The sequence below is a fragment of the Nonomuraea sp. NPDC049504 genome (assembly GCF_040676845.1).
GTDB classification, from domain to species: Bacteria; Actinomycetota; Actinomycetes; order Streptosporangiales; family Streptosporangiaceae; genus Nonomuraea; species Nonomuraea salmonea.
The window spans coordinates 336,139-349,443 of record NZ_JBFAPT010000002.1; the positions used below are offsets into that span (position 1 = coordinate 336,139).

General features: G+C 71.0%; 13 protein-coding genes. 7 read left to right on the plus strand and 6 right to left on the minus strand.

What is annotated here, in order from left to right:
- Positions 1–73: 73 nt before the first annotated feature.
- The 4 genes from AB0K28_RS04890 to AB0K28_RS04905 form a co-directional block, all read right to left on the minus strand.
- The gene (locus AB0K28_RS04890; protein ID WP_364365180.1) at positions 74–910 is read right to left on the minus strand and encodes an LLM class flavin-dependent oxidoreductase; all 837 of its coding nucleotides are present in this window, start codon (positions 908–910) and stop codon (positions 74–76) included.
- On the minus strand, positions 907–1,092 hold the full coding sequence (locus AB0K28_RS04895) for a hypothetical protein (RefSeq protein ID WP_364365183.1): 186 nt from the start codon (positions 1,090–1,092) through the stop codon (positions 907–909). Before AB0K28_RS04895 ends, AB0K28_RS04890 begins: the two co-directional genes overlap by 4 nt.
- Before the next feature lie 74 nt (positions 1,093–1,166).
- Positions 1,167–1,514: an STAS domain-containing protein gene (locus AB0K28_RS04900; RefSeq protein WP_364365186.1), complete on the minus strand. Its 348-nt coding sequence runs from the start codon at positions 1,512–1,514 to the stop codon at positions 1,167–1,169.
- A 34-nt stretch (positions 1,515–1,548) separates the two neighbouring features.
- The gene (locus AB0K28_RS04905; RefSeq protein ID WP_364365189.1) at positions 1,549–2,988 is read right to left on the minus strand and encodes an LCP family protein; all 1,440 of its coding nucleotides are present in this window, start codon (positions 2,986–2,988) and stop codon (positions 1,549–1,551) included.
- An 82-nt stretch (positions 2,989–3,070) separates the two neighbouring features.
- Here AB0K28_RS04905 and AB0K28_RS04910 point away from each other — a divergent pair, with 82 nt between their 5' ends.
- Complete coding sequence (locus tag AB0K28_RS04910) at positions 3,071–4,087, plus strand: glycosyltransferase family 2 protein (RefSeq protein WP_364365191.1); 1,017 nt, start codon at positions 3,071–3,073, stop codon at positions 4,085–4,087.
- Between the two features lie 326 nt (positions 4,088–4,413).
- Here AB0K28_RS04910 and AB0K28_RS04915 read toward each other — a convergent pair whose 3' ends face one another.
- Both AB0K28_RS04915 and AB0K28_RS04920 read right to left on the minus strand, forming a co-directional pair.
- On the minus strand, positions 4,414–6,150 hold the full coding sequence (locus tag AB0K28_RS04915) for a CDP-glycerol glycerophosphotransferase family protein (RefSeq protein WP_364365194.1): 1,737 nt from the start codon (positions 6,148–6,150) through the stop codon (positions 4,414–4,416).
- A 26-nt stretch (positions 6,151–6,176) separates the two neighbouring features.
- Complete coding sequence (locus AB0K28_RS04920; protein WP_364365197.1) at positions 6,177–7,436, minus strand: bifunctional cytidylyltransferase/SDR family oxidoreductase; 1,260 nt, start codon at positions 7,434–7,436, stop codon at positions 6,177–6,179.
- Positions 7,437–7,547: 111 nt separating this feature from the next.
- Here AB0K28_RS04920 and AB0K28_RS04925 point away from each other — a divergent pair, with 111 nt between their 5' ends.
- The 6 genes from AB0K28_RS04925 (at position 7,548) to AB0K28_RS04950 (ending at position 13,304) form a co-directional block, all read left to right on the plus strand.
- Positions 7,548–8,966: a CDP-alcohol phosphatidyltransferase family protein gene (locus tag AB0K28_RS04925; RefSeq protein ID WP_364365200.1), complete on the plus strand. Its 1,419-nt coding sequence runs from the start codon at positions 7,548–7,550 to the stop codon at positions 8,964–8,966.
- A gap of 11 nt (positions 8,967–8,977) precedes the next feature.
- The gene (locus AB0K28_RS04930; protein WP_364365203.1) at positions 8,978–9,586 is read left to right on the plus strand and encodes a DUF5941 domain-containing protein; all 609 of its coding nucleotides are present in this window, start codon (positions 8,978–8,980) and stop codon (positions 9,584–9,586) included.
- A 76-nt stretch (positions 9,587–9,662) separates the two neighbouring features.
- The gene (locus tag AB0K28_RS04935; protein WP_364365206.1) at positions 9,663–10,397 is read left to right on the plus strand and encodes a phosphocholine cytidylyltransferase family protein; all 735 of its coding nucleotides are present in this window, start codon (positions 9,663–9,665) and stop codon (positions 10,395–10,397) included.
- A gap of 28 nt (positions 10,398–10,425) precedes the next feature.
- Entirely contained in the window at positions 10,426–11,466 is a 1,041-nt protein-coding gene (locus AB0K28_RS04940; RefSeq protein WP_345409547.1) for an iron-containing alcohol dehydrogenase family protein, read from the plus strand.
- Positions 11,444–12,211 (plus strand): CDP-alcohol phosphatidyltransferase family protein, encoded by a 768-nt coding sequence (locus AB0K28_RS04945; protein WP_345396486.1) that lies wholly within the window; start codon positions 11,444–11,446, stop codon positions 12,209–12,211. Before AB0K28_RS04940 ends, AB0K28_RS04945 begins: the two co-directional genes overlap by 23 nt.
- Before the next feature lie 208 nt (positions 12,212–12,419).
- Positions 12,420–13,304: a glycosyltransferase gene (locus AB0K28_RS04950; protein WP_345396489.1), complete on the plus strand. Its 885-nt coding sequence runs from the start codon at positions 12,420–12,422 to the stop codon at positions 13,302–13,304.
- Position 13,305 lies beyond the last annotated feature (1 nt).

Genomic DNA, 13,305 nt, shown 5'->3' on the forward strand with positions numbered 1-13,305 from the left:
GGGCCATCAGCCGTCCGGCCGAACGAACCGCCGCGGGCATCGACCATTCGGCCAAAGAGGGTCAGAAAGAGGGTCAGAGGGCGGACAGCAGAGTCCTCACCTGTCCCAGGGGGTCGGGGCCGAGCGGCCGGACGGCGACCGTGGTGGCGCCGGCCGCCCACAACTCCTTGACGTGCGCCGCAGCCTGTTCGGGCGTGCCCTCGGCGACCGCCACCTCCGACGGCTCGACCCCGAGGAACCCGGCCTGCCCCTCGACAAGGGCCTGGGAGCCCGCGGTGGTGGCGCCGAGCCGCAGGTAAGCGAACACGACCAGCTCATGCGCGGAGGAAGCACCGATCCGCGAGACGTAAGGGGGCAGGTCGGCGGGCGCGATGCCCTCGGGCAGGATCGTGCCGTCGGCCACCCGCCCCGACAGCGCCAGCGAGCGCGGCCCCTTCACCCCGGCGAGCACGGGCGGCACGACGACGGGCGGGTGCACCAGCGAGACCCCGTCAAGACGTACCTCCTTGCCGGCGAGGGTGACGGTCTCGCCGCGCAGCAGGGCGCGTACGGACGTGATCGTCTCCTCCAGAAGGGAGAGCGGCGACGGGACGGCGGCGCCCACCTGGCGCATCCAGTCGCCCACCCCGTGGCCGATGCCGGCGGCCAGCCGCCCCGGGTGCAGCCGTGCGAGGTTGCCCAGCTCCATGGCCAGCAGCGCCGGGTTGCGCAGCGGCGCGGGCGTGATGCCGATGCCGACGCGCAGCCGGGAGGTGACGGCGAGCGCGGTGGCCGCCGCCGAGACGCCGCCGGTCCAGCCGAGGTCCTCGACGACCCAGAGGTCGTCGACGGACGTCTCGTCGAGCGCCCGCGCGAACGGGACGAGCTGCTCGGGCGGAAGGTCCCGGTCGTACATGACCGCGAGTCTCACGATGTCCTCCAGTAATAGCGGAACAACCGGCCGACCTCCGAGTATCCAGCACGGCGGAACGCGGCGGCAGTGGGGGCGTTCGCGACGTCGGTGGCGGCCACGATGCGGCGCGGGCCCTCGGCGGCGAGGGTAGGGGTGCCGTGCGCGAGGAGATCGCCGACGTAGCCGCGCCCCCCGGCCATGTTCTCGCACGCCTGTGCGCCGCGGACGGCACCGGGGCACCGGCGTCCAGCGGATTTCACCAGGAAAGGTGGAGTCAGGCGGCGCTGCCGAGCGCAGCGCGTGCCGCGTTGAGCGAATCGCTCGTCTCGAAATGGCGGTCGAGATGGGTGATCGTCAGCAGATGGCGGATCATTCCCGGCGCGACGACGAGGATCATCCGGCCGTTCATGTTCTGGATCATGTTGTACGCCGCCACGAGCACCCCGAGCCCGACGGAATCGCAGAAGGGCACCTCGGTCAGATCGACCACGAGATTGGGCGGGCCGGGGGCGGCCAACGCCTGCTCCAGCTCCGCGCGGAGCCTGGGCGCTCCGGCCACGTCGAGATCGCCCACGACGTGCAGAACCGTGCAGGGGTCCTCTCGCCAGCAATCGACCACCATGGGCCTCACCTGCCCGTCACCCGGATTGTTATACCTATTTCTTACATATGTTCTCCATTGCCGTTTTAGTGGTTGGTGTAACGCTCGGCTTGGCACTTGGGGTGGCCGTTGACTTCCGTTGCTGGACTTTCGGCTGGTCGCTGCCCAGAATCAGCTCGATGCCGTCGATGTCGGCCGCGCGCAGCTCGGCGCCTGGAATGGCGGTGGCGACCAGTTTCGCCGATTGCTCCATGCCTGCGCCGTACCTGATGAAGGTCTGTTTGTAGTCCTTCTTGCTGGTGTTGCCGGGCTTGCCGGGCACCTTGAACCCGTACGCGACGAGTGCCTCCTTCGTCCGCGCCGCCAGGCCGGTGATGAGCGTGCCGTTCTTGACCTTGAGCGTGACGTCGCCGGGCGCGAGCGCCGTCGGCTTGGCCGACGGCTTCGGGGACGTGGACGCGGTCGGCTTGGCCGGGTCCTCGTCCGCGCCGATCTTCCTGAACATCTCGCGGGCCGCCGCCTTGTCCCACAGCACCGCCGACTCGCCGGTGGGCGTCTTGAAGTCGACGTCGGCCAGCGGCACCTCGGCGAACTTCACGTCGCCCAGCGACACGTCGCGCAACTGCGTGGCCAGGCCCAGCAACCCGTCGTCGGGATCGACCTTCACCGTGCTGAGCGTCGAGTTGACGAACGAGGCCAGCTTGCCCGGGTTGGCCAGCGTGTCGGCGCTGAGCGCCCGGTTGAGCAGCGCCGAGATGACCTGCTGCTGACGGTCGATGCGGTCGAGGTCGGAGCGGGCGGTGGCGCGGGTGCGGGCGTAGCCGAGCGCCTGCACGCCGTTGAGCTGGTGGGTGCCGGCCGGGAGGTTGAGAGCGATCTTGGTGTCGTCGATCGGCACCGGCGTGCACACCGTGACCCCGCCCAGCGAGTCGACGACGTCGATGAAGCCCAGGATGTTGACCTCGATGTAGCGGTTGATCTCGAGCCCGGTCGCCGCCTCGACGGTCTGCTTGGCCAGCTTCGGCCCGCCGAACTGGTACGCCGAGTTGATCTTGTGGTCGCCCTTGCCGGGGATCGTCAGCCACGTGTCGCGCGGCAGGCTCACCACCGTCACCTTCTTGTGGTCCTCCGACAGGTGGATGACCATCATGGTGTCGGTGCGCTGACCGGCCTCGCGGCCCAGCTTGAGCCGGTTCTGCTGCTGGCGGGTGAGGTCGTCGCGCTTGTCGACGCCGACCAGCAGGATGTTCTCGGCGCCGCTCGACGAACGCGCCGTCACCCCGGCGTCGACCGTGCCGATCTGGCGCGGCGTCGCCCACACCACGCCCGTCGTCGCCAGCACGCAGGAGGACAGGAAACCAGCGAGTATGACGTTGCGGCGGCGGGCCTTGGCGCTCCTGCGCGGCTTTCGGGTGCGTGCGGGTGAGAGCTTGACGCCGCCGTAGGCGTCGCCGCCCACGAGCACACCGCCGTCCTCCTCGCCCGGGTCGCCCATCCCGTCCCCCTCTTGCTCACGCCGGAGTATCGGGCGTTGGATTGCCCTCCTGCCTCGGTCGTACAGTAGCGTGAGCCCCGCCATGAAGCAGTTCCCCGACTCGCCGCACGCGCCCGCGGAGACGCGCGGCTGGCCCCCCATCTCCGTCATCATGCCGGTCCTCAACGAGGAGCGGCACCTCCGCGAGGCCGTCGATATGGTGCTCGCCCAGGACTACCCCGGCGAGATCGAGGTCGTCCTCGCCGTGGGGCCGTCACAAGACCGCACCCAAGAGGTCGCCGACGCCATCGCGGCGGCCGACCGGCGGGTGACGGTCGTGCCCAATCCGACAGGACGTACGCCCAACGCCCTCAACGCGGCCATCGGCGCCTCACGCAACGGCATCGTCGCCAGAGTCGACGGGCACGCCATGCTGCCCTCCGACTACCTGCGCGTCGCCGTCGAGACGCTGGCCGAGACCGGCGCCGACAACGTGGGCGGCATCATGGCCGCCGAGGGCATCACACCCTTCGAACAGGCCGTCGCCTGCGCCATGACCTCGAAGATCGGGGTCGGCGCGGCGGCCTTCCACGTGGGCGGCACCTCCGGCCCTGCCGACACCGTCTACCTCGGCGTCTTCCGCCGCTCGGCGCTCGACCGGGTGGGCGGCTACGACGAGCACTTCCAGCGGGCCCAGGACTGGGAGATGAACCACCGCATCCGCCAGACCGGCGGGCTCGTGTGGTTCCAGCCCCGCATGCGGGTCACCTACCGGCCGCGGCCCAACGTCAAGGCGCTCGCCAAGCAGTACTTCCACTACGGGCGGTGGCGCCGGGTGGTGGCCCGCACCCACGAGGGCACGATCAACCTGCGCTACCTCGCGCCGCCGGCCGCCGTGCTGGCGATGCTGCTCGGGCTGGTCGTCTCGCCGATCTTCCCCCTCGGGCTGATCATCCCCGGCGGCTACCTGCTCGCCATCGTCGCCGGCTCCGTCCTCACCGGTGGCGGCCTCCCGATGAACGCCCGGCTCCGGTTGCCGCTGGTGTACGCCACCATGCACTGCTCCTGGGGCTGGGGCTTCCTGACCAGCCCGAAGAAACTCTCCCGCCCCCTTCGCTGACCCCCCGTACGCCAAGGACCCCGCCGCACTCCGGCGGGGTCCTTTTAGAGAGAATAGGGGTACGGCGCGCCCCCGCAACGGGACGGCGACGCGTCCACAAGAGCCCCACACCTCAAAGAACCCACGTGGTACGGCGGAGGATGGCGCCTTGCCCACCCCCACACTTCCTGCGTGGTACGGCGGATGATGGTCTTGCTCACCTCCACACTTGCTGCGTGGCGCGGCGGATGATGGCCTTGGCCACCCCCACACTTGCTGCGTGGTGCGGCGGAGGATGGTGTTGCCCACCCCCACAGCCCGAAGGGCCTGTTTTGTGCGGTGGGTGGTTAGGAGTCGGTGAAGTGGCGTTCTATGGCGGCGTCGAAGCGGGTCAGGGCGTCTGGGTACTCCGGGCCGAACAAGTAGCTGCGGAGCTTGACGCGGGCCCTGGCCAGGGTGTCCTCGCCGTCCAGGAACTCCGTCAGGCCCGACAGGTCGGCGTCGATGAGCATGCCCGCCTCCGTGCTCGGGTAGCGCTCGTGGAAGGCGGACTCCGGGAGGCCGGCGACGTTGGTGACGGCGTAGGGCTTCTCGCTGGCCAGGAAGTCGGCCACCACGCTGGAGATGTCGCTGATCAGCAGGTCGCACTCGTTGAAGCAGTCGTACAGGTGCGGCTCGGGGCCGGTGACGATGAGATGGCGGATGCGGGGTTCCTCTGCGGCGGCGCGGGAGGGGTGGCGGGCCTTCGACGCGGCCAGCTCCGCGGCCTCGATCATGGCGACGATCTTGCGGTGCGCCCGGGTCGCGGCCTTGTCACGCTGCCCGGTGAGCGGGTGCGGCTTGTAGATGACGCGCAGCGGCGGCTGGTGGTCGAGCAGCGCCCGCACGATGCGCGGCCCCATGGTGACGAGCGAGGTGTGGAACAGGTCGTCGTTCCAGCCCTCCCAGGTGGGCGCGTAGAGGACGGTCCGGTACGGCAGCCCTGGCCCCTTCGTCGAGATGCCCTCCAGCTGCGGCCTGCCGACCTCGTGGATGTTCTCGTCCCTGACGCCCACCTTGGCCCGCCGGTAGCGGTCGCGCCCGGCGGGCCCGGCCACCCACACCTCGTCGTAGACCCGCGAGAACGGGTTGAACGACGCCTCCTTGTCGCTGTCGCCGTGGTTGAGGAAGGCGCTGCGCAGGGTGGGGATGCGCAGCATGTGGACGTTCCTGCCGACGTTGGAGACGTACAGGCAGAGCTTGGCGCCGGCCAGGGCACGAAAGCTCATGAGGTCGGCCGACGACGGGATGCACACCATCGGCAGGCTGGTGCCCTCCAGGTGGGCGGCCATGCCGCGCTCGCGCAGGACGACGATGGCGCGGCGGCGGATGCGTTCGAGGGTGGGCAGCCACATCCTGGCCTGGTAGGCGGCGGCGGTGGCGCCGGAGAAGTACAGGATGACCTCGGGGGCGTACCGCTCGATCTGCTCGCCGACGACCTCCAGGACGCGGGCGCGGTCGGTGAGGGGCGCGGCGCGGCGGACGTACGGGATGAGCGCGAGCGCCCCGGCGAGCCCGGCCGCGAGCGCGAGGGCGGCTCCGAGCGTGGCGGGCGCGGCCCCCTGGACGGCGCCGAGCACGGGCAATGCGTCGAGGTAGAGGAAGACCACGCTGCGGCCGTCGCGCAGCGGCCCTGGCGGCAGCTTGGGGATGCGCAGCGCGGAGACGTCGAGGTTGCGGGTGGTGACCGGCATCCTGCTGAGCATCTGCCGCAGCCGCAGGGCGAGGCCGGTGTGCAGGGCGCGGACGCCGTGCACGGCGAGCATCCCGGCCGCCAGCGCCACGAACCACGGCGAGTCGGCGCCCGTCGTCCGCGCGACCAGCAGCAGCGCCAGGGTCTCGCGGACCGCGAAGCGCAGCGTGATGCCGAGGTGCACCTTGGCCAGCGCCTCGGTGAGGGGGCGGGCGGCGCGCGGTGCGGCGTACTCGACGGCGTAGGACGCCAGAGCTGCCGCCCCGAACAGCATCGGCGCCGGCCACAGGGCCGCGACCAGCAGGACGGGGTAGCAGCCGAGCAGTGCCGCGCTCACGATGAGTCTCCTCATGCGAACGCACGGTAACAAGGTGCGGGTCAAGCGCCGTCAACGCGCACGTCTATGACTTGCCCTGATAGGTCGGAGATGAGAATGTCCAGCGAGGTCTGAGCGACCAGGAGCGGAGAGGCACCGGTATTGACGCAGTTGACCCGGATGCCGTCAGAGGCCCATTCGAGGGCCAGCGCCCGGGTCAGCGCGGCCACCGCCGCAGCGCCGGAGGCGTGCAGCGCGCCCGAACCGGGCGGCACCTGGAACAGCAGGCTGCGCCGCAGGTGGGGCCGGGCGGCGCGGGCCACGTTGAGCGCGCCCAGGTGGAGGGCGGCGACCGCGTCGGCGACGGTCTCGCCGCCCGCCCGCGCCAGCTCGCCCCGATGGCCGGGCCCCGCCGCGACCACCACGTGATCGGCGGGGCCCACGTCGCCGAACGCCTTGGCCACGGAGTCGTAGTCCTCGACCCGCACCCCATCGGCCCTGCTCAGCACGCGGACGTCGGCCCCCTTCGACGGCACCGGCAGCGCCTCGCCCACCACGACCACGACCTGCCCGGCCAAGGCGTCGTCGCCGCCGCGCGGCACCGGCGCGGGCAGCTCGAAGAGCAGCTCGGCGATGTGCAGGTCGGCGGGATGGGTGACCTTGATGTTGCGCTCGCTGCCCGGCACCAAGTGGATCGGCACCTCGGGAAGGTAGCGCAGCACCACGCCGCAGTCGTCGGTGCCGCCGGCGAAGCCGGGATCGGCCATCGCCAGCTCGTAGGCCCGCCTGATCACCGACAGGCGGAAGCACTGCGGGGTCTGGCTGCGCCGCAGCCGCGACCGGTCGAGCACCTCGCCGATCACCTCGCCGCCGTCCTCAGGCACGGCCGTGAAGATCGTGTCGGAGCTCGGGATCGCCACGTTGACGGCCTCGTGGGTCTCCAGCGCGCGGACACAGTCCGTGATGATCCGGGGCTCCAGAAGCGGGCGTACGGCGTCGTGCAGCAACACGTTGCACTCCTGCGCGCCGATCGCCTGCAGGGCCCGCCACGTGCTCTCCGTACGGCTCGACCCGCCGTCCACGACCTTGCTCACCTTGCGGTAGCCGCCGGCCGCCACGATCTCCCGCACCCGGTCGGCGTATCCGGGCGTCATCAGCACCACGACCTCGTCGATCTCCGGCGCGCGCTCGAACGCGGCCAGCGAGTGCTCGATGATCGTCCGCCCCGCCACCTCGATGAGCTGCTTGGGCGTGGCCGCCCCGACCCGCTGTCCGACACCGCCCGCGAGGAGCACTCCGACCGATCGCAGCCGTGAATTCATACGGGCAGCGTAACGGTGCCGGTCCGTGATATCGCGTTGACCTGTCGCTACGCTGTGTCTACGCACCCCCCAGTCCACGCACTCCACCCCGACCGGGAGGAGACCTGCGCTTTGCCCGACTCATTGACCCGCGAAAGCACGGCCACGTCGGTCGTGCTGCTCGCCACGACGCCCGCCGGCAGGCTTCTCAGCGGCGACGGCACCCTGCTCGACCGGCTCAACGACCAGCTCGCCACCCTGCCCGTCCGCGAGGTGCAGGTGATGAGCGCGGGCGGCGGCCTCGCGGCCGACCTGCGCGGCATCGCCAAGATCGTCCGCACCACCACGGGCGCGGTGGCCGTGCTGCCCGCCGACCTGGTGGCCCACACCGAGGCGCTCGCGCTGCTCCTCGAACATCCCGCGCGCTGCACCGCCGCGCTCATCTCGCACGACGCGACCGCCGCCCCGATGCGCCCGCCCGTCCGCGTCGAGGGCGGCAAGGTCGTGGCCGCGGGCAGCTCGTTCCACCTCGTGCCCGAGTCCAACGCGACCTTCCGCGGCGTGCTGCAGGCCGGCGAGGCCGACCTCGGCACGCTCGCCGACGTCGCCGAGGAGCTGGCGGAGCTGGCGGAGGAGGGCAGGCTCGGCCCCGTCACCCCGGTGGAGGCGGTCGACCTGCTGCTCGTCGGGCTCGTCAGGTCGGGGGTGGGCGTGCGGGCGGCGGCGATCGGCTCGCTGCACGCCGACCGGGTCACCGGCCAGAACGCCGCCGACGCCGCCGTACGCCGGCTGGCCGAGGTCGACGAGGCCAAGGTCAGGCTCGACACCTCGGTCAAGGCCGACGACGGCTTCTTCGCCACCTTCTTCGTCTCCACCTGGACCCGCCACCTCATCAAGCCCGCCGTACGGCTCAAGCTCACGCCCAACACCGTCACCGGCATCTCGGCCGGGCTCGCGGTGCTGGCCGCCGTGTGGTTCTCGGGCGGCACCCGCGGCGCGCTCGTGCTGGGCGCGGCGCTGCTCTACCTGTCGTTCGCGCTCGACTGCCTCGACGGGCAGCTCGCCCGCTACACCCGCGGCTTCTCGCCGCTCGGCGCGTGGGCCGACGGCATGTCCGACCGGTTCAAGGAGTACGCCGTCTACGTCGGCCTGGCGGCCGGCTCCGCCGACCCCGGCATCTGGTACCTCGCCGTGGCCGCCATGGTCCTCCAGGTGGTCAGGCACGGCATCGACGCCACGTACGCGGGGGCGGTCGAGGACGGCGCCCGCGTCGGCGCGTCCTGGGGCCGGCCCACCCGCAGCCTGCTGGAGACCCAGGACGTGCGCCGCGCGCCGGGCGGGGTGCTCAAGCTCGCCCACCGGCTCGAACGCGACACGATCGCCCGCTGGCTGAAGAAGATGATCGTGCTGCCGATCGGCGAGCGCATGGCGCTGATCGCCGTCACCGCCGCGTTCTGGAACGCCCGCGTGACGTTCCTGGCGCTGCTCAGCTGGGGCGGCGTGGCCGCCCTCTACCAGCTCGCCGGAAGGATCGCGAGGTCGGCCAGGTGATATCGGTGCAGATGACCCCCGTACCCAACAGCACCGTCGTCGCCTACCGCGACGACGGGCCGCTCTCGCGCGCCATGGGCCTGCTCGTGGCCGGCCAGCTGCCGCCGCTGCCGCCGGTGCTCGCCGGCACGTTCGTGACGGGCGTGCTGCTGGTCATCGGCGTGGCGGGGGCCGACGGGCTGGCCGTGTTCGCGCCCGCCGTGACGCTGCTGCTGGCGGGCCCAGGCAGCACGCACCCGCACGACGGCAGGTTCGACTGGCTCGTGCCGCCGATCCTGCGGCTCATCGAGTACACCTTCATCGCCGCCTGCGGCTTCGCCAACGGCGTGCACCCCGTGCTGATCTTCGTGCTGCTCGGCGCGCTCGCCTTCCATCATTACGATCTGGTCTACAGGCTGCGTCAGCGCGTCTATCCGCCGCCGTGGCTGGCCACCCTCGGGCTCGGCTGGGACGGCAGGATGATGGCGATCTCGCTGATCGCCCTGTCAGGGTGGCTGAGCAGCGGTTACGTCGTGCTCGCGGTCTATCTCTGGGGCCTGTTCTGCTGGGAGAGCCTCACGTGCTGGCTCGCCGCACCCCGATCCGGGGTCGAGGCCGCCGAGGCGGGAACGCAAGACTGACGCCGGATTACCCGCACGGGGTCCAAAGACGAATACTCTTTGGGCCACGGAAGTCATGCCGACTGAGGAGTGCACGTTGCTGGGAATGGTTCTGGCCGCTGGGGCCGGACGACGCCTGCGGCCGTACACCGACACGCTGCCCAAGGCGCTCGTGCCGGTCGACGGCGAAACCACGATCATGGACATCTCGCTGCGCAATCTCGCCGAGGTGGGCCTGCGCGAGGTCGTGGTCGTCGTCGGTTACGCGGCGCAGGCCGTGCAGGAGCGTAAGGACGAGCTGGAGGAGCGCCACGGCGTCCGGCTCACCCTCGTGCACAACGACAAGGCCGAGGAGTGGAACAACGCCTACTCCCTGTGGTGCGCGCGCGACTACTTCGCCCAGGGCGTGCTGCTGGTCAACGGCGACACCGTGCACCCCGTCTCGGTGGAGAAGACCCTGCTGTCGGCCCCCGAGACGAGCGACGTGCTGCTCGCCGTCGACAACGTGAAGAAGCTGGCCGACGAGGAGATGAAGGTCACGCTGACGCCCGAGGGCGCGCTGCGGCGCATCACCAAGCTGATGGACCCGGCCGACGCCTACGGCGAGTACATCGGCGCCACCCTCATCCGCCCCGGCGCGGCCGACCGGCTGGCCGACGCACTGAAGACCACGTACGAGCGCGACCCCCAGCTCTACTACGAGGACGGCTACCAGGAGATGGTCGATCGCGGCGAGCTGATCCACGCCGCGCCCATCGGCGAGGTCGACTGGGTCGAGGTGGACAACCACGACGACCTGGCCAAGGCCCGCACCATAGCCGTCCACTACTGAGGGGGCGCGCATGCCGCTTCTCGCGAGGATGTTGCCGGCGCCCTTGACGATGGACGTCAGGCGGGGCGCGGTGGCCGAGCTCGGCGCCCTGCTGGCCGACAGCCGCGTGGCCACCTCCGGCCGGGTCGCCGTGGCGGTCGGCCCCGGCCAGGGCGACCACATCGAGAGTCTCATCGCGCCCACGCTGGGCGAGGCCGAGGTGTTCAGGGTGGCCGACGGCACGGTCGACGCGGCCGTCTCGCTGGGTGCCGACCTGCGCAAGGGCGCCTACGAGGTGGTGGTGGGCGTCGGCGGCGGCAAGACGATCGACGCGACCAAATACGCCGCGTCGCTGGCCGGCATCCCCATGGTGGCCGTGGCCACCAACCTGTCCCACGACGGCATCTGCTCGCCCACGGCCTCGCTGGTCTACGAGGGCGGCAAGGGCACGTTCGGGGTGCCGATGCCGCTCGCGATCCTCGTCGACCTCGACTTCGTGCACAGCGCACCGAAGTCGCTGGTGCGGGCGGGCGTCGGCGACGTCATCAGCAACCTGTCGGCGATCGAGGACTGGCAGCTCGGCAACGTCGAGCGCGGCGAGCCCATCGACGGGCTGGCCTGCTCGATGTCGCGCACCGCCGCGGAGGCGCTCATCGGGCGCAAGGACTCCATCGAGTCCGACGCGTTCCTGACCGTGCTCGCCGAGTCGCTGATCCTGTCGGGCATCTCCATGGTCGTAGCGGGCTCATCCCGGCCCGCGAGCGGTGGAGATCATGAGATCCTTCATGCCGTGGATCAGCTCTTCCCCGGCACCTCCAACCACGGCGAGCTCGCCGGCATCGGTGCCGCCTTCTGCTTCTTCCTGCGCGAGGACGCCGCCCGCGTCGAGCAGGTCGTCGGCTGCCTGCGCCGCCACGAGCTGCCCGTCGTGCCCGGGGACATCGGGCTGAGTGCCGAGCAGTTCGCCGAGGTCGTCGCACTGGCCCCGGCCACTCGCCCCGGCCGTTACACGATCCTGGAGCACCTGCGGATGCAGGATTCGGAGATTCGCGATCGGGTGGGGGACTATGTCCGGGCCTTCGGTAGCTGAGCTGAGGCGGGTGGCCCAGCCCGCGGGCCACCTGGAGCGCCGCAACGGCGAGCACTGGGCGGGCGTGCTCTACATGCGCCGGCTGTCCATCTACGTCACCTGGGCGATGACCAAGACGCCCGTCACGCCCGACCAGCTCACCTGGGTGATGACGGTGGCCGGCGTGGCGGCCGGGTTCGTGCTGGCGCTGCCGGGGCTGTGGGCGGCCGTGCTCGCCGCCCTGCTCATCCAGGTCTACCTGCTGCTCGACTGCTCCGACGGCGAGCTGGCCCGCTGGACGGGCAAGACCTCGCTCGCCGGGGTCTACCTCGACCGGGTGGGCGCCTACTTCGCCGAGGCGGCCGTGCTGGCCGGGCTCGGCTGGCGGGCCTCCGAGGTGCTGCCCGACTGGTACACCGTGCTCGGCTTCGCGGGCGCGCTCGGCGCCATCCTCATCAAGGCCGAGAGCGACCTGGTGGAGGTGGCCAGGGCCAAGGGCGGGCTGGGCGCGGCCACCGAGGCGGCGGCCGTGCAGTTCCGCTCGGGGCTGCTCGGGCTGGGCCGCCGGATCCTGGCGGCGACGCAGTTCCACCGCATCATGCAGCCCATCGAGCTGTCGCTGCTGGCCGTGGTGACCGCGATCATCGACGCGGTCATCGGCGTGCCGACGGCCACGCGGGTGCTCGTGGTGGCCTGCGCCATCGCCGCCGCCGTGCAAGTGGTGCTGCATCTGATCAGCATCATGGCATCGAGACGACTTGCTTGATCTCCACCGGAGACGACTTGCTTGATCTCCACCGGAACCGCCGAGGCGTCTTGTCCGTCGTATTGATCGGACGTCCGCGGTTCGGTGGGGGTTCACTGTCGGTTCCGATACGCTTAGCTTCACCATCCAGGACCATGCAGACCAGCAGACTCGGTGATCATGAAAGAATGCTCCGCTCGTGTTCTCAACGCGTCAGGACGATGATTCGTTGAAGATCTCGTGCGTCATCCTCACCATGGGCAACCGGGTTGCGGAGCTGAACCGGGCGGTCGATTCCGCGCTCAACCAGGTCGACGGCGACGTCGAGGTGGTGATCGTAGGCAACGGAGCCGACGTGCCCCAGTTGTCGGCGACGCCACCCGAGGGTTCGGCCGCGGTCGTGAAATCGATCCGGCTCGACCACAACACCGGCATCCCGGCCGGCCGTAACCGGGGCGTCGAAGAGTGCTCAGGCGACGTCGTGCTGTTCCTCGACGACGACGGCTGGTACGCCGACCAGAAGGTCGTCTCCCACGTGCGCGACCGCTTCGCCACCGAGCCCGACCTCGCGGTCATCTCCTTCCGGGTGATGGACCCCGACGGCGGCATCGGCCAGCGCCGCCACGTGCCGCGCCTGCGGGCCGGCGACCCGCAGCGCTCGTCGCCCGTCACCACGTTCCTCGGCGGCGCGTCGGCGATCAGGCGCTCGGCCTTCCTCCAGGTCGGCGGGCTGCCCGAGCGGTTCTTCTACGCCCACGAGGAGACCGACCTGGCCTGGCGGCTGCTCGGCGAGGGCTACCGCATCGAATACGACGCCGAGACGGTGATGTACCACCCGCAGGTGCCGCCGACCAGGCACACGGAGTTCTACCGCCTCAACGCCCGCAACCGGGTCTGGCTGGCCCGCCGCAACCTGCCGTGGCCGCTGGCCTTCCTCTACCTCACCAACTGGGTGGTGCTCACGCTGGTGCGCGAGCGCGGCTCCTCGGCCGCGCTCAAGGCGTGGTTCTCCGGCTTCTTCGAGGGCCTGCGCACCCCGGCCGGCGAGCGGCGGCCGATGGCGTGGCGCACCGCGTGGCGCATGGTCAAGCTGGGCCGCCCGCCCATCGTCTGAC

Coding starts and splice junctions, on each gene's coding strand:
- AB0K28_RS04895 (WP_364365183.1), bottom strand. CDS start 1,092: ATGGCCGGGGGGCGCGGCTACGTCGGCGATCTCCTCGCGCACGGCACC.
- AB0K28_RS04900 (WP_364365186.1), bottom strand. CDS start 1,514: ATGGTGGTCGATTGCTGGCGAGAGGACCCCTGCACGGTTCTGCACGTC.
- AB0K28_RS04905 (WP_364365189.1), bottom strand. CDS start 2,988: ATGGGCGACCCGGGCGAGGAGGACGGCGGTGTGCTCGTGGGCGGCGAC.
- AB0K28_RS04910 (WP_364365191.1), top strand. CDS start 3,071: ATGAAGCAGTTCCCCGACTCGCCGCACGCGCCCGCGGAGACGCGCGGC.
- AB0K28_RS04915 (WP_364365194.1), bottom strand. CDS start 6,150: ATGAGGAGACTCATCGTGAGCGCGGCACTGCTCGGCTGCTACCCCGTC.
- AB0K28_RS04920 (WP_364365197.1), bottom strand. CDS start 7,436: ATGAATTCACGGCTGCGATCGGTCGGAGTGCTCCTCGCGGGCGGTGTC.
- AB0K28_RS04930 (WP_364365203.1), top strand. CDS start 8,978: ATGACCCCCGTACCCAACAGCACCGTCGTCGCCTACCGCGACGACGGG.
- AB0K28_RS04940 (WP_345409547.1), top strand. CDS start 10,426: ATGTTGCCGGCGCCCTTGACGATGGACGTCAGGCGGGGCGCGGTGGCC.
- AB0K28_RS04945 (WP_345396486.1), top strand. CDS start 11,444: ATGTCCGGGCCTTCGGTAGCTGAGCTGAGGCGGGTGGCCCAGCCCGCG.